General features: G+C 37.7%; 22 protein-coding genes and 1 pseudogene. 3 read left to right on the top strand and 20 right to left on the bottom strand.

Annotated features, from left to right (window positions below):
* Positions 1–52: 52 nt before the first annotated feature.
* From QQJ93_RS04535 to QQJ93_RS04510, 6 genes are all read right to left on the bottom strand, one after another.
* On the bottom strand, positions 53–3,817 hold the full coding sequence (locus QQJ93_RS04535) for an SbcC/MukB-like Walker B domain-containing protein (protein WP_089124303.1): 3,765 nt from the start codon (positions 3,815–3,817) through the stop codon (positions 53–55).
* Positions 3,817–5,130, bottom strand: coding sequence for an exonuclease subunit SbcD (gene sbcD, locus QQJ93_RS04530; protein ID WP_089124302.1), 1,314 nt, complete (start codon positions 5,128–5,130; stop codon positions 3,817–3,819). The genes QQJ93_RS04535 and sbcD overlap by 1 nt, the downstream gene beginning before the upstream one ends.
* Positions 5,131–5,991: 861 nt before the next feature.
* Positions 5,992–6,825 carry a CsgG/HfaB family protein gene (locus QQJ93_RS04525; protein ID WP_089124551.1) on the bottom strand — a complete coding sequence of 278 codons (834 nt, stop codon included), beginning with the start codon at positions 6,823–6,825 and terminating at the stop codon, positions 5,992–5,994.
* Between the two features lie 16 nt (positions 6,826–6,841).
* Complete coding sequence (locus QQJ93_RS04520; protein ID WP_089124301.1) at positions 6,842–7,246, bottom strand: curli assembly protein CsgF; 405 nt, start codon at positions 7,244–7,246, stop codon at positions 6,842–6,844.
* A 9-nt stretch (positions 7,247–7,255) separates the two neighbouring features.
* Positions 7,256–7,732: a curli production assembly/transport protein CsgE gene (locus tag QQJ93_RS04515; protein ID WP_089124300.1), complete on the bottom strand. Its 477-nt coding sequence runs from the start codon at positions 7,730–7,732 to the stop codon at positions 7,256–7,258.
* A complete protein-coding gene (locus QQJ93_RS04510) occupies positions 7,729–8,379 on the bottom strand; it encodes a LuxR C-terminal-related transcriptional regulator (RefSeq protein ID WP_160117510.1) in 651 nt (216 codons plus the stop codon). Before QQJ93_RS04510 ends, QQJ93_RS04515 begins: the two co-directional genes overlap by 4 nt.
* 350 nt (positions 8,380–8,729) lie before the next feature.
* Here QQJ93_RS04510 and QQJ93_RS04505 point away from each other — a divergent pair, with 350 nt between their 5' ends.
* Positions 8,730–9,323: a curlin subunit CsgB gene (locus QQJ93_RS04505; protein ID WP_089124298.1), complete on the top strand. Its 594-nt coding sequence runs from the start codon at positions 8,730–8,732 to the stop codon at positions 9,321–9,323.
* Positions 9,324–9,339: 16 nt separating this feature from the next.
* Positions 9,340–10,491, top strand: a complete 1,152-nt coding sequence (locus QQJ93_RS04500; RefSeq protein ID WP_089124297.1) for an autotransporter outer membrane beta-barrel domain-containing protein — start codon at positions 9,340–9,342, stop codon at positions 10,489–10,491.
* Positions 10,492–10,982: 491 nt separating this feature from the next.
* Here QQJ93_RS04500 and QQJ93_RS04495 read toward each other — a convergent pair.
* Positions 10,983–11,144, bottom strand: a pseudogene (locus QQJ93_RS04495) (L-threonine 3-dehydrogenase); the annotation flags it as partial.
* A gap of 192 nt (positions 11,145–11,336) precedes the next feature.
* Between QQJ93_RS04495 and QQJ93_RS04490 the strand changes: the two are divergent.
* Positions 11,337–12,182 carry an N-6 DNA methylase gene (locus QQJ93_RS04490; protein ID WP_089124295.1) on the top strand — a complete coding sequence of 282 codons (846 nt, stop codon included), beginning with the start codon at positions 11,337–11,339 and terminating at the stop codon, positions 12,180–12,182.
* A 34-nt stretch (positions 12,183–12,216) separates the two neighbouring features.
* Here the strand turns inward: QQJ93_RS04490 and QQJ93_RS04485 are convergent, their stop codons facing one another.
* The 13 genes from QQJ93_RS04485 to QQJ93_RS04425 form a co-directional block, all read right to left on the bottom strand.
* Positions 12,217–12,993, bottom strand: coding sequence for an immunoglobulin domain-containing protein (locus tag QQJ93_RS04485; RefSeq protein ID WP_089124294.1), 777 nt, complete (start codon positions 12,991–12,993; stop codon positions 12,217–12,219).
* A gap of 4 nt (positions 12,994–12,997) precedes the next feature.
* The gene (locus QQJ93_RS04480; RefSeq protein ID WP_089124293.1) at positions 12,998–13,369 is read right to left on the bottom strand and encodes a hypothetical protein; all 372 of its coding nucleotides are present in this window, start codon (positions 13,367–13,369) and stop codon (positions 12,998–13,000) included.
* A gap of 14 nt (positions 13,370–13,383) precedes the next feature.
* Positions 13,384–13,992, bottom strand: a complete 609-nt coding sequence (locus tag QQJ93_RS04475; RefSeq protein ID WP_089124292.1) for a hypothetical protein — start codon at positions 13,990–13,992, stop codon at positions 13,384–13,386.
* 9 nt (positions 13,993–14,001) lie between these two features.
* On the bottom strand, positions 14,002–14,814 hold the full coding sequence (locus tag QQJ93_RS04470; protein ID WP_089124291.1) for a hypothetical protein: 813 nt from the start codon (positions 14,812–14,814) through the stop codon (positions 14,002–14,004).
* Positions 14,814–15,122 (bottom strand): hypothetical protein, encoded by a 309-nt coding sequence (locus QQJ93_RS04465; protein ID WP_089124290.1) that lies wholly within the window; start codon positions 15,120–15,122, stop codon positions 14,814–14,816. The genes QQJ93_RS04470 and QQJ93_RS04465 overlap by 1 nt, the downstream gene beginning before the upstream one ends.
* 2 nt (positions 15,123–15,124) lie before the next feature.
* The gene (locus QQJ93_RS04460; protein ID WP_089124289.1) at positions 15,125–15,487 is read right to left on the bottom strand and encodes a hypothetical protein; all 363 of its coding nucleotides are present in this window, start codon (positions 15,485–15,487) and stop codon (positions 15,125–15,127) included.
* Positions 15,488–15,585: 98 nt separating this feature from the next.
* Entirely contained in the window at positions 15,586–16,899 is a 1,314-nt protein-coding gene (locus tag QQJ93_RS04455; protein WP_089124288.1) for a type II toxin-antitoxin system HipA family toxin, read from the bottom strand.
* Positions 16,893–17,153, bottom strand: a complete 261-nt coding sequence (locus tag QQJ93_RS04450) for a helix-turn-helix domain-containing protein (protein ID WP_089124287.1) — start codon at positions 17,151–17,153, stop codon at positions 16,893–16,895. Before QQJ93_RS04450 ends, QQJ93_RS04455 begins: the two co-directional genes overlap by 7 nt.
* A gap of 312 nt (positions 17,154–17,465) precedes the next feature.
* Positions 17,466–18,161, bottom strand: coding sequence for a hypothetical protein (locus tag QQJ93_RS04445; RefSeq protein ID WP_089124286.1), 696 nt, complete (start codon positions 18,159–18,161; stop codon positions 17,466–17,468).
* A gap of 45 nt (positions 18,162–18,206) precedes the next feature.
* On the bottom strand, positions 18,207–18,653 hold the full coding sequence (locus QQJ93_RS04440; RefSeq protein ID WP_089124285.1) for a hypothetical protein: 447 nt from the start codon (positions 18,651–18,653) through the stop codon (positions 18,207–18,209).
* Positions 18,643–18,960, bottom strand: a complete 318-nt coding sequence (locus QQJ93_RS04435) for a hypothetical protein (RefSeq protein WP_089124284.1) — start codon at positions 18,958–18,960, stop codon at positions 18,643–18,645. The genes QQJ93_RS04440 and QQJ93_RS04435 overlap by 11 nt, the downstream gene beginning before the upstream one ends.
* A 19-nt stretch (positions 18,961–18,979) precedes the next feature.
* Positions 18,980–19,567: a hypothetical protein gene (locus QQJ93_RS04430; RefSeq protein ID WP_089124283.1), complete on the bottom strand. Its 588-nt coding sequence runs from the start codon at positions 19,565–19,567 to the stop codon at positions 18,980–18,982.
* Between the two features lie 6 nt (positions 19,568–19,573).
* Positions 19,574–20,827, bottom strand: coding sequence for a hypothetical protein (locus tag QQJ93_RS04425; protein ID WP_089124282.1), 1,254 nt, complete (start codon positions 20,825–20,827; stop codon positions 19,574–19,576).
* Positions 20,828–20,884: the final 57 nt, after the last annotated feature.

The raw sequence follows: 20,884 nt of genomic DNA, 5'->3' as shown, positions 1-20,884 counted from the left end.
TTTAATATTGGGTAGTTTTATACCTTGAAGTCACTTGGGTATAGATTTCCAATTAAACTGACACACGAAAAGAAGAGTCTAATTCACTCATTCCAAGTCCATTACGTTTATGCACTTTTATTTGAACTGGAATACGTTCTTTCATCGCATCTATATGACTGATAACACCAATCATTTTTCCGGATGCGTTTAAGTTATCTAATGCATTTAACGCCATATCTAATGTATCGGCATCCAATGTACCAAAACCTTCATCTAAGAATAAAGAATCAATACTGGTTTTGTGACTGACCAAATCTGACAATGCGAGCGCTAAAGCTAAGCTTACTAAAAAGCTTTCACCACCAGATAAAGTCTTCGTATCTCGGATTGTATCGCCTTGCCATGTATCAATCACCGATAATGACAACCCGTCAGTCGATACATAAGCATTAGACGCTTGGTTATTGTCATTGATTGAAACGCCTGAACGCTGTAGTAAATAACGTCCATGCAGTCGTTCCAGCTGTTTGTTGGCTAAATACACTAGGTTATCTAAAGTAAGCCCTTGAGCAAATTTTCGAAATTTATCACCACTTTTAGAACCAATTAAAGCATGGAGATACTGCCAATCATCATAGTACGATTGCTGTGATTCTATCTGTTTAAATAACTCAACTTGCCCTTCTCGCCTACGTTTATCACTTACTAATTCATGTTCAATTTGTCCAATGCGGTAGGTTTGACTATCTAAGATCTCACTGACTTCTTTCAGGCTTTTCAACACCATTTCGCAATCAGTCGTCATCCACTGAGAAGCCTTTTCATGCTGTTGAATGCGATCCCACTGTTTATTGGCATTATCGACTAAGGCAACGGTTCGCTCTACTTGGTTATTTATCTCTTGTTGCAAGACAATAAGTTTCTGCCGTTCATTGTCATCTAATAATGACTCTTCAAATATTGCCTGGCTTTCAAATGGGCTTTGTGTGAGAGCTTGTTGCCAACCTTCTAGTGCCTTTTTATAAGCTTGAGTTTGTTGTTCAAACTGATTTTGAGTGCTGGCAATCTCACCGGATAATTTTTCTAACTGAACTTGCAAACTATGCCATTGTTGTTGAGCAACTTGATAAGCTTGCTCCGCTTCATCTAATTGTTTTTGGCTCGCTTGTTTTTCTTCTGCAATATTTCGTTTACCAAATAATGCCAATCTCTCTTGTTTCTGATGTGCTAACCATTCAACTTGAGCAGTGAGTGCTTTATTCGTTTCACCTAAAAGCTGTTGTTTCTCTTTTAGAGATTGATTCAACCGAACTTCATCTTGTTGCGCTTGTACAAGTTTATGCGCCAGTTCAATAGATTGCTGCTTATATTGCTGCCATTGTTGCGATGCTTGGCGCTTTTGCTCTAACCACTGATTTAATGGCGAAACATCAATTAGACTACCCTCAAGTAATGAATAGTCAGGCAAGCTATAACTTAAAGCTAGCCATTGATCAGTTAAGGTTTGATAAATTGTCGCTCTATCCTCTTGCATGCTTTGCAATGATTGAAGCTTGGCATCATCTTGTTTTAACAGGGTCAGCTCTTGGTGTCTGAGCGTCTCTAATGAGGTTTTGGCTTTTTCTTGTTGAAAATGACTTAATTGCAGTGCTTCTTTGCAAGCAATCAATTGTTTTTCAGCTTGTTGAAGTTGAGATAACCTCGCTTTGATGGCTTCGATTTGCCTAGGAATGTCGGCTTCATATTGCTGTAATTGTTTTACGTCTTCAATCTCAAACAGCGGTAATGTTTGATTGGTAAAACTTTGCTGCCATTGTTGTTCAATCACGTTCAACTCAGCTTTATCTTGCTGCTGTTTTTGTGTTAATTCTGTTATATGGCGAGCGGTAGAATCTAGTTGCGACCTAGCTTGCATGCCTTGCGTTTCAATCGTCTTTTTTTCTATTTCGGCTCGTTCTTTATCTAGACTGACTTGCGAGCGATTTAGCGCTGTCGAATGATCTAGAGCCGGATGTTCTAACGAACCACATAAAGGACACGCCTCACCCGTTTGTAATTTGGCACGATAATCGGCAAATTGCGTATCCTGATCGATAAGTGTTTTATAGCTGTGTATTTCTGCATCTTTCGCTTTATAAGCCTGACGTAATAATGTGCAATTATCGGTGAGCTGTTGATGCTGTTTATTCTGCTCAACCAATACCTTAGCTTCACGCAAGATAGTTTGCGATAACTTTGACCATGTATCGTGTTTGATTCTTAATTGATAAATAAAATTGCGATGTTGATCTTTTTCTTCTAACTCTTTAGCCAATTGTTCCGTATTTTTTTGTTCATCGGTATTAAGAGATAACCAGGTTTGATTAGCAGCTTGATACAGAGCTTGTTTACCATGAACATCCGCTTGGCATTGGTGAAAGTGTTTTTCTTCTGCTGCGATCGTACTAGCCAGCTTATCTTTTGCTTGTTGTTCAGCTTGAATAGTCTTATTTAGCTCGGCTATTTCACGCCCCTTTTGGGCCATTTGCTCAACTTGCAGCTGCCATGAATTTAGGTGTTGAGAAATCACCTCGTCATTCGCATGCTTATCTAGATACTCACGGCAAGTAGCCTGTTGTTTTTGAACTTGTTCTAGGGCTGATTTAACTTGGTTAAGATCTTGTTGTACGAGATTAAGCTGCTTATTTTCATTTTGGTATTGAGCCGTTAAATCGGTAACTTTGGTCTCTTTTTGCTGTATATCTTGATCGAGAGGTAATACTTGATCATCAATTAATTTGAATAGATTTCTTTGTGATTGTTTTTGTTGCTCCAATGCAACTATTGCCTGATTATAGTTCCGCTGTTTCGATTGTTTCTGCTTTTCAGTCTCTGAGAATTGTTGCTGCTTTTCATTTAATTGAGTGGTAATAGCATCAAGTTGTATTCTGGTCTGTTGCCATTGTTGGAAAGGCTGTTTCAATTTTTCCGCAGGTTCACTTTTCTCAAGTTTATCCAACTGTGTTTGTTCATCTAGCTTTTGTTGATTCACTTTTTCTTGTCGTTGCTTCGCTTCTTGAACGGCCTGTTGGGCTGATTGGTACTGTTGCCACCATTGATGGTGCTCATTCCAAGCTTGTAATGCTTGTTTATTTTTCTGCTGTTGTAACTTAACTTCTTCAAGCTCATTATTCAGCGCTGAAACTTGCTCTAAAGAAAGAAGCTGTACGCCTTTTGCTTGCGATTCCAATGCCACTAACTTTTGTTTCGCGTCCGTAAAGTACTCATGCACTTTCTCTGAAATTTGACCGTAGATCTCCGTGCCCGTTAACTCTTCAAGTAGCTCGGCTCGCTCTGATTCTTTGGCATTTAAAAAAGCGGCAAACTGCCCTTGAGACAGCATCATTGATTTAGTAAAACGTGAAAAATCAAGGCCCGTAATATCTTTTAATAAAATGTCTTTTCGTTTTATTTGAGTAGCCAGCATTTTACCACTTACCACTTCAGCAAGTTCAACCACCGCGGATTGCAAGTTCCCATCTACCTTACCTCGGGAACGGCGCATGCTCCAAAATGCACGATAGGCTTTGCCTTTTACTTCAAATTCAACTTCCGCTAAGCATTCCGCAGTACCGCGAGTCATGATCTCATTGTTTGAAGTAGAGATAAGCCCCAGACGTGGTGTTTGATGGTACAAAGCTAGACACATGGCATCGAGTAAGGTTGTTTTCCCTGCTCCAGTTGGCCCCGTGATTGCAAATAAGCCATTTTCAGCAAAAGGTGATTGAGTGAAGTCGATTTTCCACTCTCCCTTTAGGGAATTTAAATTCTGAAAGCGAACCGTTAAAATTTTCATTATTTCACTTCCTTATTACGATCGTCGCCATGATCACCTTGTTGCTCTAAGACATCGGATACGACTTGCTCAAACTGCTGAATAATTCGTTGTTGCCTAGCCTCTGCCGCTTCTCCTTCAAAAGATTCAAGGCTCATTCGCTTGTGGAAAACATCTTGTGGAGTAAGCTCCGCCAATGTCTCATTTTTCTCTTGAGTAAGTGATTGAGTTTTCTGCGATCGGCTACGACGTAACTGTAATACTTCAACATTGAGATCTTCTGTCATCGCTTGGATTCTAGGTTGCAAATCTGACAAATAATCGTCAATTTCTACATGAATACACAACCAAACCGTTTGCTCAATACCCACAAACTGCTGCAATTGCGACTCTATACTTTCAAGCGATCCTTTTAATGTCGTCATGGATTGAAAAAGTGGAATAGGAAGCGGCTCAATTCGTTTACCATTCTCGTTAAATTCTACTAACACGACTTGTTTATTCGATAACCTTGGTTGGCCTTTTTCTGTGATTTCACTTTCAACCGTTTTCGTTTTTATCTCATCAAAACTTAACGGAATGGGTGATCCGCAATATCGAATAGATTCAGATTTAGCAACAATTTGTGGTCTGTGTATATGACCAAGTGCAATATAATCAACAGGAGGAAAAGCTTTAGCATCGAAAGCTTCGAGTGAACCGATATAAATATCTCGTACAGATTCAGACGTCGTAACACCTAATGCTGTTAAATGCCCCGTTACAATAATGGGCAGTTTACGTTTGAGTGTCTGTTCTTGCTCATTTTGTATTTCTAATGCCTTATCGTGCAATGTTTGATAGTGCTGCTGAATAGCCTCACCCAGTGCTTGTTTTTTTTGAGTACTCGTTTCTCCCGCGACACTTTGCAACACATCTCTCGGTCGGATAAAAGGAACAGCACACAAAATAGCACCAGCTTGTTTACTACGGTCTTCCAGCAAGATCACTTGTTCATCAAGGTTTTCCGTCGTATTCGCAATAACATGGGTATTTAAGCAAGCAAGCAGATCTTTAGATTCATTCAACATTGAAACCGAATCATGATTGCCACCTAAAACAATTAAGGTAGTCTCTAGTTCGCTCAATTTCACGACAAATTGATTGTACATCTCTCGAGCATAACTTGGTGGCGTGCCAGTATCGAAGACATCTCCTGCAATAATAACAACATCAACTTGTTGTGCTTTAACCAACTCAAGTAGCCAATTAATAAAAGCTTGATGCTCATTCTTACGACTTTTTGTAAAAAAATTTTGACCAAGATGCCAATCTGAAGTGTGGATAATTTTCATAATAATATTGAGCGCGCCAAGTTAAAAATGTGATATACCCAAGTAACGTCAAGATACGAGTTTCAGCAATTTTCCTTACCTAAAAGCTTGGATGATAGCTATGAATTCTGCATCTTGACGCCACTTACGTATAGGAATTGTGCCATAAACGCTTGAATAAAAAAGGACAGAGAGAAATTTTCTTACTGGCATAAAAAAAGCTCAGGAAATTTAACCTGAGCTTGTTACAAAAACCATCACAAAAGTAACGGCCAGCTATGCGTAACCACCAATGTGTGTTCTAGTGTTTAGCTGATCAGCGGCCAAACCAAAAGCTAAACGAACACCTGGTATGCGACTAATTTCGTCGCTTTACCAATACACTGCCTGTTAATAGTAGACAATCCATTAAGATTGCTTTTCTATACAACAAGCAACATGTATTCAGTAAAAAGAACTAACCTGTTTATTTATCTATAGATAATCGATTTTTCCGCGGATTTGATAAAGTTTCACACCGAAAATTTACAGCCATTTCATAAGAAATTTGTGATGTAAAAACAACCACTAACTAAAAATCAATCACTACATTTTAAACAGACCGCAATTCTAGCGTTTCTACTGAAGCATGTCATCAAAAGTGTGAATAACATCTATAAAACTGTGAAATTAGAACTAGTTGATACATTTTATCGTGACATAATTTCATTAATATTTGATTTTTATCAACATTATCAATCCATTAAGTCAATTTAATGACATATGTATTCAAGCAGCTGCAAAATGAACAAGTTATAGGCAATAAAAAATGCCCACCGGAGTGAGCACTTCAAAATTAAGCAAGATTATTATTCGAACTAATGGGTTATCGTAATAGTAGATTTAAAGAACTTCTACTTTATCATCAACATAACGTTGGAAAACCGGATTATTAAGCTCTTCTACACTAGCGGGATTCCATAAGTTATTTTTAATTCCTTTAATTACCGTATAGATAACCGCAGTATCAATCGCCGACATCAAAGCAATATTAACGGGTTCATTATTGGTGTAACCCATCTCTACTTCCAACAGATCTTTATAGTCGATGTAGCGAAATGCTCCAGCGCTAACCTCATAAGACAATATGGTTTTGGTCGTAGTAACACTAGATAAAATCTTACCTGTTCTAACATCAACGGATCGTAAGTTTACTGTGATTTGATCTGTTCGGTATTCACCGGAAGCCCCAATACCTAAATAGCGGGCACCTAACCCACCTGTTTTAATATTTGTATCGTAAGCAACAATACCACCTTCAATTAATATGTTGGCCGATTGAAGTGAAGGTAATTGACCTCCTTGATTAAAGGCTTCTCCTTTCGTTTGTGCTGCCCGTATAATTTTTCGTTCCGTAAGCAAATTCTGTAAGCCCTCTCTCTCAAGCGGAGCAAACCAACCTGAATCAATAAGAGACATAGTTAATAACGACGTTGCGCCTTGTGAGACGGCGGTAGAGAAATTACTGTTTGGCTGTGGTCGATACTGACCAGTTTGATCTCTAAAGTTATAAACCGAGACCATAATAATTCCTTGTGGCTTAGGTAGATTAATTAAATCTTTATAAGCCACACCTCGGTACATAAGTTGGGATTCTTCTTCAGCATCAGGAATCGAGATGGAATTTGAACAAGCCGTTAATACCATGACCATGGCGACTACATAAAACTTTTTCATCATGTGATTCTCCATATTAATTACCTAAAGGGTCGCTAACTTGGATCACAGATGATTCTCCGCTGACTTTGTCATAGATGTTCAAAGTCAAGCCACCATTACCATCATCAACTACATTCAAAATAAAATCGTCAGTTTCCAATTGACCACCATCAGACTTTCCTGAACTCACATCATCTAGCAAGTTATTCAGAAGTCGAGATTGTAAAGTTGTTTGTAACCGATCTGCCGCTGTTAAACCCAACTCATCATCAGGCTCATATTGATTAATAGCATTGGCGACATTTAAGAGGTGGGATCCGTTATAAGGATTTCCTCCAAAACTCGGGTTGGTTGGTTGATAAACTAGCTCTGTAGATAGGGCATGAAATCCAGCCATAACAGAGCTAATGAATATAATTGTTTTGAACGTCCTTTTCATAATTACACCTTAAAGCTCATCAGGAGCAAGATCGGTTTTATCTGAGAACTTTCTGTCTAATTTCCACCTTAATAAATAGACGGAAATGTTATCAACGGCTTGTTCTGCCTTAGTTTCAGCTTGTTGTAAGCCAGGTGATAAACTTGTTCTATATATGGGAGTGTTAAAGTGAAAGATGGTAATAATACTGCCCGACAATGCTGTTGGTCTTTCTTTAACACTTAGATTTATCGATAGATTTTCATGTTTATCATTTAATTTTTGAGAGAAGTAAAAGTAAAAGTTTCTCCCCAGTACTGTCATAGTTTGATCAACAATCAATCCATTTATTCCACCTTCTGTATCAGGTAATATGTTGCTTTCTTCTACTTTATTATTACTATCAATAGTGTCATTACCGTTAACTGCTTCGACTTCCGCATTGATTGAAAAGGGAATTGAAATCAATAAGGTACAAATAAATAAGACACTATTAATATTTTTCATACAGCCCCATCAAACTTGTATTTTTTTGCCCACATCAGAGCTTGCAATCTATTTCTTACTTTTATCTTCTTAAATACATGATGCAAATGTGTTTTTACTGTATTTTCACTAACAAATAATTGTTCAGCAATCTGAATATTAGAAGCCCCTACTAATAGTAGCTTTAATATTTCCTCTTCCCGGCAAGTTAAATCTGCAAATGCTCTCGATGAGAACAAATCATTTTCTCTATAATATTCAATTATTTTTTGAGACAATTCATTTGACAAACTAAAACGACCAGACAATACATCACTCAATCCTTTGGTTATATTAGCTAGGCAGTCATCCTTAAAAAACACCCCCACAACATTAGGAAATTGCAAAATAAAAGACACACTAATATCATGGTTATTGTTAATTAAAATCTCTTTGGCTTTTCTTCCTTCTTCATGCATATGATTTAGATAGACTTTAATCATATCGCCTTGAATATATTCCATATCTAGAACAATATGAACAGGCTTAATATTAAATGTGTCAATCAATTCGAGAAAATTATTAAATGTTACTGGTTCTATTTTCCTCTCCAGTTCCCTTTCTAAATTCTCCTTGAGTAAAGAAGACTGTAATGTCTTACTTGTTATCAAGTATAATTTTTCATCCATGCTGCCCTCCATTCCCTTACCTACACAGGCTTCCCTTTATGTTCATACTAGACAAGTAACTTGAAACCTCCTTTAACATCCACAACAAAAAAGATTCCTTTTGATGATTTCTCATTATTGAGAAATATATCGTGAAATATACAAATTTATTTAACAAAGGTTAGGGCAATGTCAAGCCAATGTAAACTTAGGTTCAAAAGTTTTTTACCATAAAAACTTTTGTTCTAGATATTAAATTAAAAAACTCACACTTTAGTTTATAGATTATCTTTTATATTCAACTGTAAGTTTATAGCCACAATCAGAAGCCAATACCATAATCCTTATTAAATAACGCACAAGGATTGGGTATGAAAATCATAAATATACATAGATCATTTTTTTTATACTCCTCGAGTATTTTTCTTTATTTAGCATCATTAAATACAGCCATCGCTAATTTAGATCTTGCTAAAAGCGAACTATCCTTAAAAGATGAATTAGTAACCGAAACAACAAATCAAACAAAATATAACGTTTCTTATATAAATATTTCAGGCGAATCAAATATTGCCTATATAAAGCAATCTAGCGATTTTGATGCTGGAAATACAGCATCAATAACTCAAAAAGGTAATGATAATAAATCATTAATAAAACAAGGAGGTGACGCCAATAGTGCAAGTATTGATCAATACGGGAATAGTAACTTAGCCATCATAATGCAGTCTGGATATGGAAACACAGGTTCGATAATTCAGGATGGTAACGAAAATGAAGCCATATTAAGCCAATCTGGAGTTAGCCTAGAAGGTTCTATCTCCCAGTCAGGCAATGGCAATCTTGCTTACATTGTTGATAGCGGCAACGTAAGTATGTCTGGATACGATATCAATCAATCTGGGCAAAGCAGTTTAATAATAATTAATGGTATGAATAGAAATATCAACATGACACTAAAATAATATAAAGGAATTTATTATGAAAAAGTTAACAATTGCAATTTCAACCATTTTAGCTACCGGATTTAGTGCGCAAGCATTAGCCGTAGATAATACCTCCACAGTAGGGTTATCTGGTGTAGCAAGCACCGTAACCGTCACACAAATCAGTGCAAGTGATAGCAGCGGTAATCTATCTAATGCGCAGGTACATTCAGGCTTTAGCAACCATGCTAATGTATTTCAAGCTGGTACAAAAAGTAGCTCAGATGTGATGATCACTGGTGGTGCTTTTAATGATGCTAATGTTTTACAAGGTGCACTAGGTGCAGATAACTCTGCAACAGTGACTACAGCTAGTTCATATGCAACAAACTCCAATATTAACCAAGGTTCAGCGTCTTCTTCAGGCTTTGTGAGCCTTGCAGCAAGCTCGAACACTGCTGGAATTTCAACCACAAACTCCTCATTTGTAAATTCAACTGTCAACCAAGGTGCTCTTGCTGTTGCTGGAAATTTTGATGTCGCATTAAGCTCAAATACTGCCGATATTTCCACCTCAGATTCAACTGTCGTTAACGCGACAATTAATCAAGGTGCCGTAGCATCAGCTACAGGTTTTGGTGTTGATTTTAGTGTTGTGGGTAACTCAGCAAGCATTTCTACATCTAATTCAGCATATGTGAGCTCCACTATTAACCAAAACAATGTGAATGATGGTTTTTCTAACACGGCTTTAATAAGTGTAAGTGATTCTGGTGGTATTAATTCAGTAGTAAATCAAAATGGCTCAATGAATAATGGTGAAATTGTAGTCACAGGCTCTGGTGGAGTAACTGCTTCAATAGATCAAAATGGTGATATGAACTCTGCTGGTATCAATGCTCATGACGCTTATTTCTCAAGTGCATCAGTTGATCAAGATGGTAATAATAACCAGGGTTATATTGATGCATCTGGTGTATTTAACTATACCAATATTGATCAAGTTGGAGATGGCAACTTTGCAGGTTCAACAACTTCTGGTTGGGGTAACACATCACTAACAACGCAACTAGGTAATGACAATATTGCGTATACAAATGTTAGTGGTGTAGCAAATACATCAACTACTTTACAGATGGGCAATGAAAATATGTCTAACACTACTGTAAGTGGCTGGGGTAACACAGCAACAGTTACTCAATACTAAGACATGAAACACTATTCTACTATTATAGCGGCGCTCTGCGCCGCTCTTTTCTTACCTACTCTACTTTCAGCTGCTGAAAAAAGTATGCTTAAACCGTTCCCAAATTCAGAGCTTAGCTGTCAGTCAAGCACGCAAACTGCAAAACTAATATTAAAAACGACTAACGCCGATATTATACAAGTTAAGATATCGAGTAAAAGTGGAAACTCTATGAGCTCACAAGTCTCTGGTAATTCATCTAATCAATTTCAATTTTCGGCTCCGGATTTACCACTTAATTTAGATCTCACAAGTAGTAACACTACACTATCCTACCAAGTCATTATCCAGAACTCTGAATGTCAAATTATAGAAAAATTGTAAACATAAGATTTTTAAAAAGTATTCAAGTGTAATTGATTGGTTTTAGGTTATCTCAAATAGAAAAACCCTCAGTGGTTAGTTAATCACTGAGGGTTTAGAGCATTTTTTATAAGTTGTATCTGTTAAAACTACTTAGTCCAATCTAAGATAACTTTCCCAGAAAGCCCGCCACGCATGGTGTCGAAGCCCTCTTGGAAATCATCAATTGGGAAATGATGCGTGATAATTGGCGTCAGATCTAAGCCTGATTGAATGAGGCTTGCCATTTTATACCAAGTTTCGAACAAGTTTAGTAAATACATGTTTTTATACTTCATAAACAATGAGTTATAAAAAGATATATTTTATTTAGGGCAGATTTAGGGCTATTTGCTACTTCTGCTGAAAATCCCCTCCCAAATTATCATTCATCTCTCGATTAATTCAAATCTCTCTATATCATCCAAAACATAAACGTGACATTGTAACTGAGATTATACAAAATGAACTATCGCAAAGAACTAGAAAAAGAGTTTAAGAGCACCGCCCCTTATCATCATCGCCACAAAGTATGGGATGATTTCATTACTTGTTTTGCTATTGCCATCCATAATGCATCATTGAAAGATGAAGAACTAGAAAACAAATACCTCCAAATCATCAACCAATATGAGAAAAAAGATCGTTACCAATTCACTAAAATGGCGGGGCTACTAACAGAAGCATTTGAACAAAATGGATTTGGGGATTTACTTGGTGAAATATATATGGCTCTTGAGATCGGTTCAAAGAACTTGGGCCAATTTTTTACGCCCTATTCATTATCTAAAATGTGTGCTCAATTAACACTTGATAAAAAGCTTATTGAATCGCAACGTTATCTCACTGCTAGTGAACCCGCTTGTGGTTCTGGAGGAATGATCGTTGCTTTAGCTGATGCTATGTATTCTGAAGGATATAACCCACAACAGCTACTACTTGCTAACTGTGTCGATGTGGATCAAACCGCAGCCATGATGTGCTATATCCAATTATCACTGTATGGGATCCCTGCTCGTGTAACGATAGGCAATACATTGACAATGAAGTTTTCAAGAACAATATTAACGCCGATGTATCATTTAGGTGGTTGGGTGTTAAAAGAGATGGCAGGTCAGAAACTACCAGCTACAAGTCTCATCAATAATGCCAAAACCATCATTAAGCATTGCTCTGAAAACAATACTGAAATTTGTAAAAATGAAATTATCCAAAAAATTGAAGCTGGTAATGAGTATCAAATAATCACCATAATTGAAAGCGTATCACGTTTATCAATCAATGATGATGTGTATGATTTGATTGCTTGATATGGAGTAACTTTATACGGTTGAATTGCTAATGCTATTCCGTTGTTATTTTTACGGTAACAGTTTGCCCAATGTGAGATTTCATAAATGCTGAGAAACCTTCGCCATTAGTTGCTCCTGACGGAGAACCTTCGGGGGGAACTGTCCAGATGTTCAAATAGGTGGAATTGTCTTCAGCCGAATATGCTAAAGGTCCACTCATAACACCATAACCAGCTACATCGACAGATATACTACCGCTAAAATTACCCAAGAAAGCTAATGCAGCTGCTGAACCGTTAGATGGGTCCTTGTATTCAGACAAGACCATACTGACACAATCCAAACCTATTATCGTGCTTCTAGGTTGGAAATCGCCAATGGCTACGCCACTACTATCACCACTAGACACAAACCCATAAGAGTTAAATATGATAGCTGTGAGATCCTGGCCTAGAGTCCACTGATGAATTGAGCCTGATGTCTCAACTGAAATATTAACTGAATCAGTCTGTGTATATCCACCAAAACCATTAACACGACAATAAAATGAATACGTTCCCGTTGCACTGGGGGTAAATGTATAACTAGCCGCTGTAGCTCCGGAAATGGCCGTATCATCCATGTACCATTGATAGCTAAGAGTAGAACCTAATCCATCTGCCACCACTGATAATATTGCCGTTTGAGTATCATCAATAGTCGTTGCTATTGGTTGTGTAGTAATAGTTGGTTTTTGAGCAACTGTTACGCCATCAACATTTACATTATCAATGGCAATACCATCGATACTCAAATTCAACATTTCTTGATTATCAATAAATAATGCCATGATATTAACTCGTAAATAAATTTAAGGTTGAACCATCTACGGTGTATCTAAAACCACCAAAACCAGAACCAGAGTCAGTGCTGTTCACTGCGGCTGGGATATCTGTAACTTCCAAGTCAGGTAATTGATCGAGTAGCTGACTTAAAAATCCCCTTTTCGTCCCCGTTGCATGCTCAAGAATTAGCTGAGGATTCTCCCCTATTTCATCATCCGAAATAGCGGGTAAATCACTAATAGCAACTGAACCTGTTGGATCAGCTCGCGTAGATTTCTCCAGTAATTGCTTCGTAATAGATAAATCCGTTTTCATATTCGAGATTATCTTCTCAAGCCCTTCAATTTTTTGCTTCAGCTCTTCGCTTGTTATTTCAGTCATAATGTAGTCCTTATTTATTCGGGAATTTCGGTGGTCGCAATAATGCCCAAACCATCACTAGTGGTAAGCCATTTATCATCTTTAGTTTTTAAAATATAAGCCGTATTACCAAAACGTATATCGAGATAAGTACCTGATGGATTAGCTAAGATCTCGAGTACTTTCTTTAGCTGATTTATGGTGAATTCAGAATTTGTCTGTGTGGCGATTAGACCAAGATTTGAGCTTGTCGATAACCACAATCCAGAACTCGTGGTTATCTTAGTTTCCGTTTTTTCAAGATTGGCAATATTAATAATAAGGTGCCGTGGTTTTGGAACTTTATATTCAATCACCACCCCTACACCTAACACTTGTTTAATCAAAAAGGTGTAAGAGTCATAAACACCGGCTTGGCCCATTGCGGTTAGAATAACTATGTAATTTTCGGCAAAAAAATCACGATTAAGGTTTGTCATAATTGGAAACGTACCATTGTCATAAAGCACGTATCCAAAAACTTTAGAGCCAATAACTTCTTTATTCATTTTGACCAATTCATTAATCATCGACTCTTGTTTAGCCGTTAACGTAATGCCATAAAATAGTTGGTCCATTTCATCATCTTTGAATAATTCACTCATGGCCTATTCCTATGTAAAGATAATGTTTGCAATATCGAGTGTCGGGATGAACTTGATGTTATATGGTGATTCGTAAGGTGAGGTTTCCCAAGTAGTACCATCATCCAATGAGTATTCAGTTATAATTTCCGAGGCATATGGTGCATCACGATTAATTTCAAAGTACTTCTCTGGTTCAACATCCATACCAATCCAATAAAACTCATTCCAATTAGCCATAAACTTACTTAATACATCTTCAGGTGTATCGGTTGCTGCGGTTGAATTTCTAGATACCTTCATAGTTATTTTGAAAATCATGTCTTGTTCTGTTTGGGCTACCCATCTATATGTTTCGATACCGCCCTCACTGAGTACAATCGATTGTTCAATATCACCAACCATATACGTACTCGCCACCACACACGTGCTTTCCATGTAAGCAGCTATTTGAAGATTAAGATCATCGTCAGGCGTATAATCAATAGCTACATGCATTTTTCCAGCATTCTCTTCCGTCATTTCTTGCACAGATGAACGCAAACCAAAATTTTCCCGTAACCCGGCAATCAGAGCATTTGGTGTTGTGGTTGGATTGGATATTTTAAGGTTGGTTGTTTGTATAAATTCCGACATTTGCAGAAACGTTTCGGCCATGATGTTATCGGCATACATATCAACCTGAACGGCTGGGTAATAAACCTTATACTCATCACTTGCTAGGAATGTGTTATAAGCTATGTTGTTATACTCAGCACTAGAATTAATAAAGGCGCTATAATAGCGCCCCATGTGTGTGTCAAAATCTTCGGGAATAGCCCCGAGCTCACTGTCCCATTTCATTAATTTATCCCATACATACTTTGCATTGATTGAGAGCCTTGGACACCAGCCAAGGTGTAATCCAGTTTTAAAGTGAACTCCTCGACAGAAACCGAGCTATTCAAAATGATAATCGCCTTTTTTACTGATTCTTCAATAATCCAGGTATTAAACGAGTCAGCACTAAAACTCACTCCGGCCATCTGCCAATATGAGAAATCAAACCCAATATTTTCTGCGTAATACAAGCTTGCCGCTTGAGTTTTAAATTCATTCTCAAACCGCGCAACACTTCGAGCTTTTCCTAAATATCCTGTTAATGAAGTCATAGTTACCTCAGTTTTAAATCTTCTAAATCTTGCTTGATAGATTCGAGTTCGGATTTTGCATCTGGTGCCAATACTTCAATGGTACCGACTGCCGGACCACCCGAACCACCAGTAACCTTTGTGACAACATTTTTACTCGCTATAGCAATAGCCTGCTCTGCAATGCCTATCGCCTTATCGACGATGAATTGTGCATCTAATTGGGTATTAGTAAGATAAATCGAAAACTCATCCCCCATCAGGAGGAAACCATCACTATCTTCTTGGCCAGCAGATACGTTGGTCACATCAGTAGGCTTTAAGGTTTCACCGTCAATATCAACTTCGAGTTGAGTATCACGTATTCGTGCATTAAGTAATTTCATAAAATCCAGCCATAAAAAAGCACCACTTAATTAGATACTAACGATCTAAGTAAGTGGTGCTTATCAAATTGATAAACTATCCCGTATTCCGTAATAATTTACACTGTAGTGATTTTTCCTACTGTCTTAAGTAAACCATCAAATATTTTATCTCGTACATCCTCATTAACTCCATCAGGCAAAGCATTAGCAACAGAATCAATAACCTCTCGTGTCATATCTGAAAACTCTTCCAAGAGGATGTTTAACTCACTAGTTCTAAACGATACCTCTTTTGCTGTATCACCAAAATGCCTAGGTTGAATTTTGGACCACTGTTTTTTTCTACCTTTAGTTGCCTTCAAACTCATCGCCATTTTCAAGTCGCGCTCATTAAGACCACGTCCACCAATTAAAGGATAAGCGGATAGAATGTCATATAACGGAGCTAGAGAATATTTCCCTCCGGCACCAATACTTAATGAAAAGTTTTTAGCATGACCATCGATAGCAGCAAGTAGCCAAAATAAAATTTGACTGCGCATAAAGGTTTTCCTATCTTCTGACTCAGAAGAGTAAGTCAACACCTTCATTATTTCTGCAATACCAATTCCACCATCACTTTCATACTTATTGGCAGGAGACAGGCCATAAACCTGGCAAAAATCTTCGTGCGGAAGCCTTAGAAAAAATTCTTTATTTGAAGCTAATTTTCGGTCAAATCTTTCTACTGCTAAAGCCTTCATTTCATTTGCAATGAGAATGTCACAGTTAGCGGTCGGAATACCAAATGCTTGTGATAACCTCATGCATATGAGTTCATTATCAACACTATTTGATAAATCTAAAGTATGGCTAGATGTTTGAATCTCACCAATCGGTAATTTGATGATATGAGTAGTCGGTGTTAAACCGTGTGGGATATACCACTTATCACCTTGCTTAAGTAATGCTGTTTTTTCCTGGGCACCCGCTATAGATATTCTGAAATCATCTTCTTCTTTTAACATACCTAGTGGCGCGTCATCTAAATAACCTTTAAGGATTTTAGATAAACCATTTTCATCAAGTTCTCTGGCTTCGATAACTTTATGATTAGGGACCGCCTCCGATTCAGAAATTAAAGTAACCGCCCCCACTGCATCGCGGCCAACTTTAGACAATAAATCAAAAGGCTGAGCAGTTTCTGCACCATAACGCGATACAATTCTTTCTCTAATTTTCTGGTTATCTGGTAACAAGTTATCAAAGAAGTTAATCACCTCATTACCAGTATAAGCATCACTTCTTAGCGGCATAGATAAAGATATTGGTCTCGTATTATCTGACTCAATCCACTGCTTATCATAAGTGAATGAGTGTGCACCATTACTAGCTTTGGTAAATAATCCAACTCTCTGACCGTTCATCAATACAATTAAATTACTCACCATTCATCACCAGTGTTAATACTGTTAGAACTAGTTTTTATTGACGTATGTTCTGAGATTAAATGCATATCTAACTTCATAGCGGCTAAAATTTTTAGTATTGTTTCAATTGAAGTTCTATCTGGGTTATTTTCAAATTCAGATATCGTGGCCTGACGCAACCCCACACGAGAGGCAACATCACTTTGTGAAAGCCCTTGCCGCTTTCTGCTATCTTTGACAAATGCAGCGAGTACTTTAGGTGTATTAATAATCATTGCAGACCTCACTATACGGATTTGCGTATAAACCCATTATTATACGCAAATCCGTATAAATCAAGAGTTATACTCAACTCCGTATAATTATACCTCATCAAAGAAAACCCCCTCCCTTAAAAGATCTGGTCGTCAATAACGACAATCTCAAATTAGAGCTTTCAGTAATTACATGTTTGATACCATTTTTTGACTATTCCAGGATGTGGCCAAGTGATTTTTGATACCAATCTTGCTTACTCGAGTAACCGGCCAAGTCGAAATTTGATACCAAAAACGAGAAAACCCACCGAGTGGTGAGTTTTAAATAAACTAAGGTTTAATTTGTGGTTCTTTATTTGGATGATAAATTCTTTCTGAATAGTTACTTTTATCAATAAAACCACACCCCTTTAAGACTCCAATATAAAAAGTTGTCATATATAAAGAAAGAACCAAAATCGATTTAACCATCTCGATACTAAAAACATCTTGGTTGGGTTTAAATGTAAATATTTTTCTTACCAATGAAGCTACGTCAGAGCTGCCAATAAAAAAGCTAATCAAACTAACCAAAACAAAAGCAAAACAATGCCTTTCAAACGCTCGCCCAGACTCTAACTCTTCAATTTTTTTAATTGCTACGTTGTAAGCAATAGAATTATCCTCATCAATAGCGAAATTTACCATTTGGCTAGTCGTTTTATAATCCCCCCTACGTCGAGTAAGTTCTTCATATTGATCAAACCTCAACCAATCAGGCAAGATTAAACCAATGATGGTAAGCGCATTCTTTAAAAAGCCAACAACGAAAGTCATAAATAAACTGAACATACAAAAGAATACAAGAACCTCTCCAACCTTCAGCTTTGAAGATACATACCCCCAATCTAACGAGAGTATGGACATACCTTTGTAATACACAAGGGTGCCATCCAGAAAAAACACAAATGTGGAAAATAGCACAAAGTGGCTAAACTTATCGGCTCTCCCCAAAAACAAACTAATTTGAGACATTACTTTTTCCATTCCATATAACTCCTAATAAAGTAGTATTTGAAGCTATTATGAAAATCACTCAAAAACAATCCCCCCTTTAAACACCCTGGTCGTCAAATCAAACTCCCCATCAATCGCTACAATCTTCAAATCACCAACAGGGTAATGAAGCTGTGGTAAGTGGTTTGCTTCATATCGAAACTGTGCTACAGCTTCAATAGCTCGAACCGGTAAGGCAACCATATCTTCAATTTTCATAACATCACCAGAATACACATTAAGCGTATAACCCACTTCTTCTAGAAAATCAGCCGCACATGAAATAGCTCTAGTTCTTGGCTGAACTACATCAAGAAAAGACTCACCTTCTATCATCTGTGCCGGTGCATTGTCATAACCAGAAAATGTATAGCCATTCGCTGTAATTTTCATTGGAGCTAAACCGGAAGCGTACCAGTGAGGTCTTTCCCAGTAATCGATAGAGAATAGATACCCTTCTTCAATTGTCGCTCTAACTCTCATTACGAATCCCCAAAAGGGCCTGACCACCAGAATACTTCTTAGTGGCGAAAGCCCCATTTGCTTTCACATAAATATCGCCATTTTCATAAACAGGCAAATAAGTATCACGGAACCAAAAAGCCATTTTAAAAGAATCTAAGCCAGAAACTTCAGGTGTATTAAGAACCATGATAGTGATATCGTCATCCGCAACCGTATATTCATTAATGATTTGTGGGATATTTCTCGATATAAAACCGGACACCAAGCCAACGTTATACCAAGTAAAATCTTCCTGAGATAAACCCATTACACTTAAAGAATTCATAAACATTCACGCCCGACGATTAAGTTATAGTGTTAACGGTTATATCCCAAATTTCTGCGGCCTTTTGGGAGAGAGTATGAAACCTGGTAAAGAATTGCTTATCGCCACGCTGTAACTCAATAGATATAACCTGCTCGTTTGAATCAGTTTTTGTCGCTTTGGTCATATTGAGCATAACCCCACCAATCACTACAAGCTCTGGACTAAAGAAGCAAACCCGAGGTAATGCGTCGTCTTGTGAAAATAGATAATTGGCCACCCCCATGATCGCATTAACAAAATCAGTACTACTGCTTTTCAATGTTATCGTAGCTGAATTAACGTTACCTTTTAAAACCGGGATCCCTTTCACCATATCCACGCTTTTCACTACACTCTGTTTGTAACCATCGGGGATCATGCCAATCAAATCTCCCACTAGAGGAACCGGAATGGGAGTGCCTTTACTCAAGTTCCGACTATTAGCGATAATATTCGACATATCCAATAAATCGTCTGGGGTCGGATTACCCATAGCATTTATGCGATAAAGATCTTCTTGTTCTTCTGAAGACAGCATTTCATCAAGATAAAATAAGAATATCGGCGGTGCTTTTTCTGAAATCATAATTACTCACTTAAGTGGACCAGTATCGCCGCGGTTTTTATTGTTCTCAGCCGCTTGTTCAGTTTGCTCTACGAGAGATTTTCTTTTGTATTCTTGGCTTCGATTAAAGTACTCCCACACCGATTCATTTTTTTTCGGCATGGGGGAGTTAGGATCATCATTAGTGAATGAAATTAGGCTTTTTGAAAACTTAGACCATGCTTCTGGATCAAGAGCTGAACCACCTCCTGCATTCCATAAATCAACAGCCTTTTTAACATCAGATTGCACAGCAGTAGATGTATTGGAGTTAACTACTGCTGAACCCGTATTAATTTCTGCTTTAGTTAAATCATCAGCAATAAGTTGCCCTTCAACTTTTATATGCAAATTTTTAAGATTGGCATTTATAACGCTATCTGTGGAGTTATCAGATGTCACAATATCTTCCGCATTATTCTGCTCAGCAACTCCTTTTATATGCTCCTCAAGTAAACTTGCATCATTGGCAAACATACTTTTCATTTGCTCTTCGGACATATTTAAGGATTTCTCAAGCCCCTTAACATCGATGTGCCTACCAGCCATATTATCGACAATATTTTGAAAATTTAATGCTTTCCCATGCTTCATCAAGTCTTGAATTGGCTTCATGAATTTAGAGGCTTTAAGTGCATCTTCATCGCCAAACACGTCATTCATACGTTGCGCGGCTTCTTCTGGCTTTAATTTAGAGGTGGAACCAATGAAATCTAGAAATGCCTTATCAATACCATTTTCATTGGCATCATTTCGAAACTTCTCCATTTCTGGCTTTTCCAATGCACCAACAAAGCCAGACATCAAACCACGAACATCTGAACGATCAAGCCCTGAAGCGACACCAGCAATATCTAATGCAGCGTATTTACCACGTCCAATTCCAAGAGCATCAGCTTCACTATTAATATCGCGGTTTTGTTCATAACGCTCCCTAGCGGTTTGCTTGGTCGCTTCTAAATCTTGAAAAACCTTAGTCGCAGCATCCGTAGCAATCTCTGTAGCTTTCATCACTACATTAGCAGCGATATTACCCACCATTGATGCAGCGGCCCCCTGAAGATGCTTTCCAAGCTTGCTAAAAGTAGACTGCCCTTTTCGCCCGATAGTATCCCAAGCATGATCAAACTCTGCCGTCATTTGCTGAGCAGAACGACGGGCGACGTCATCCATTTTTTGCATTTCTTGCCGCGCTTTATTTTCATCGATTCGTGGAGCAAGAATAAATTCAGAACTGGCCATTGTTGACTGCCTCTTTATGTCCTTTAATTTTTTGATGGGCTTTTTTAAGAATTAAGG

The organism is Vibrio algivorus (assembly GCF_030161215.1).
GTDB classification, from domain to species: domain Bacteria; phylum Pseudomonadota; class Gammaproteobacteria; order Enterobacterales; family Vibrionaceae; genus Vibrio; species Vibrio algivorus.
This window is presented reverse-complemented; position numbering and strand designations above follow the sequence as displayed.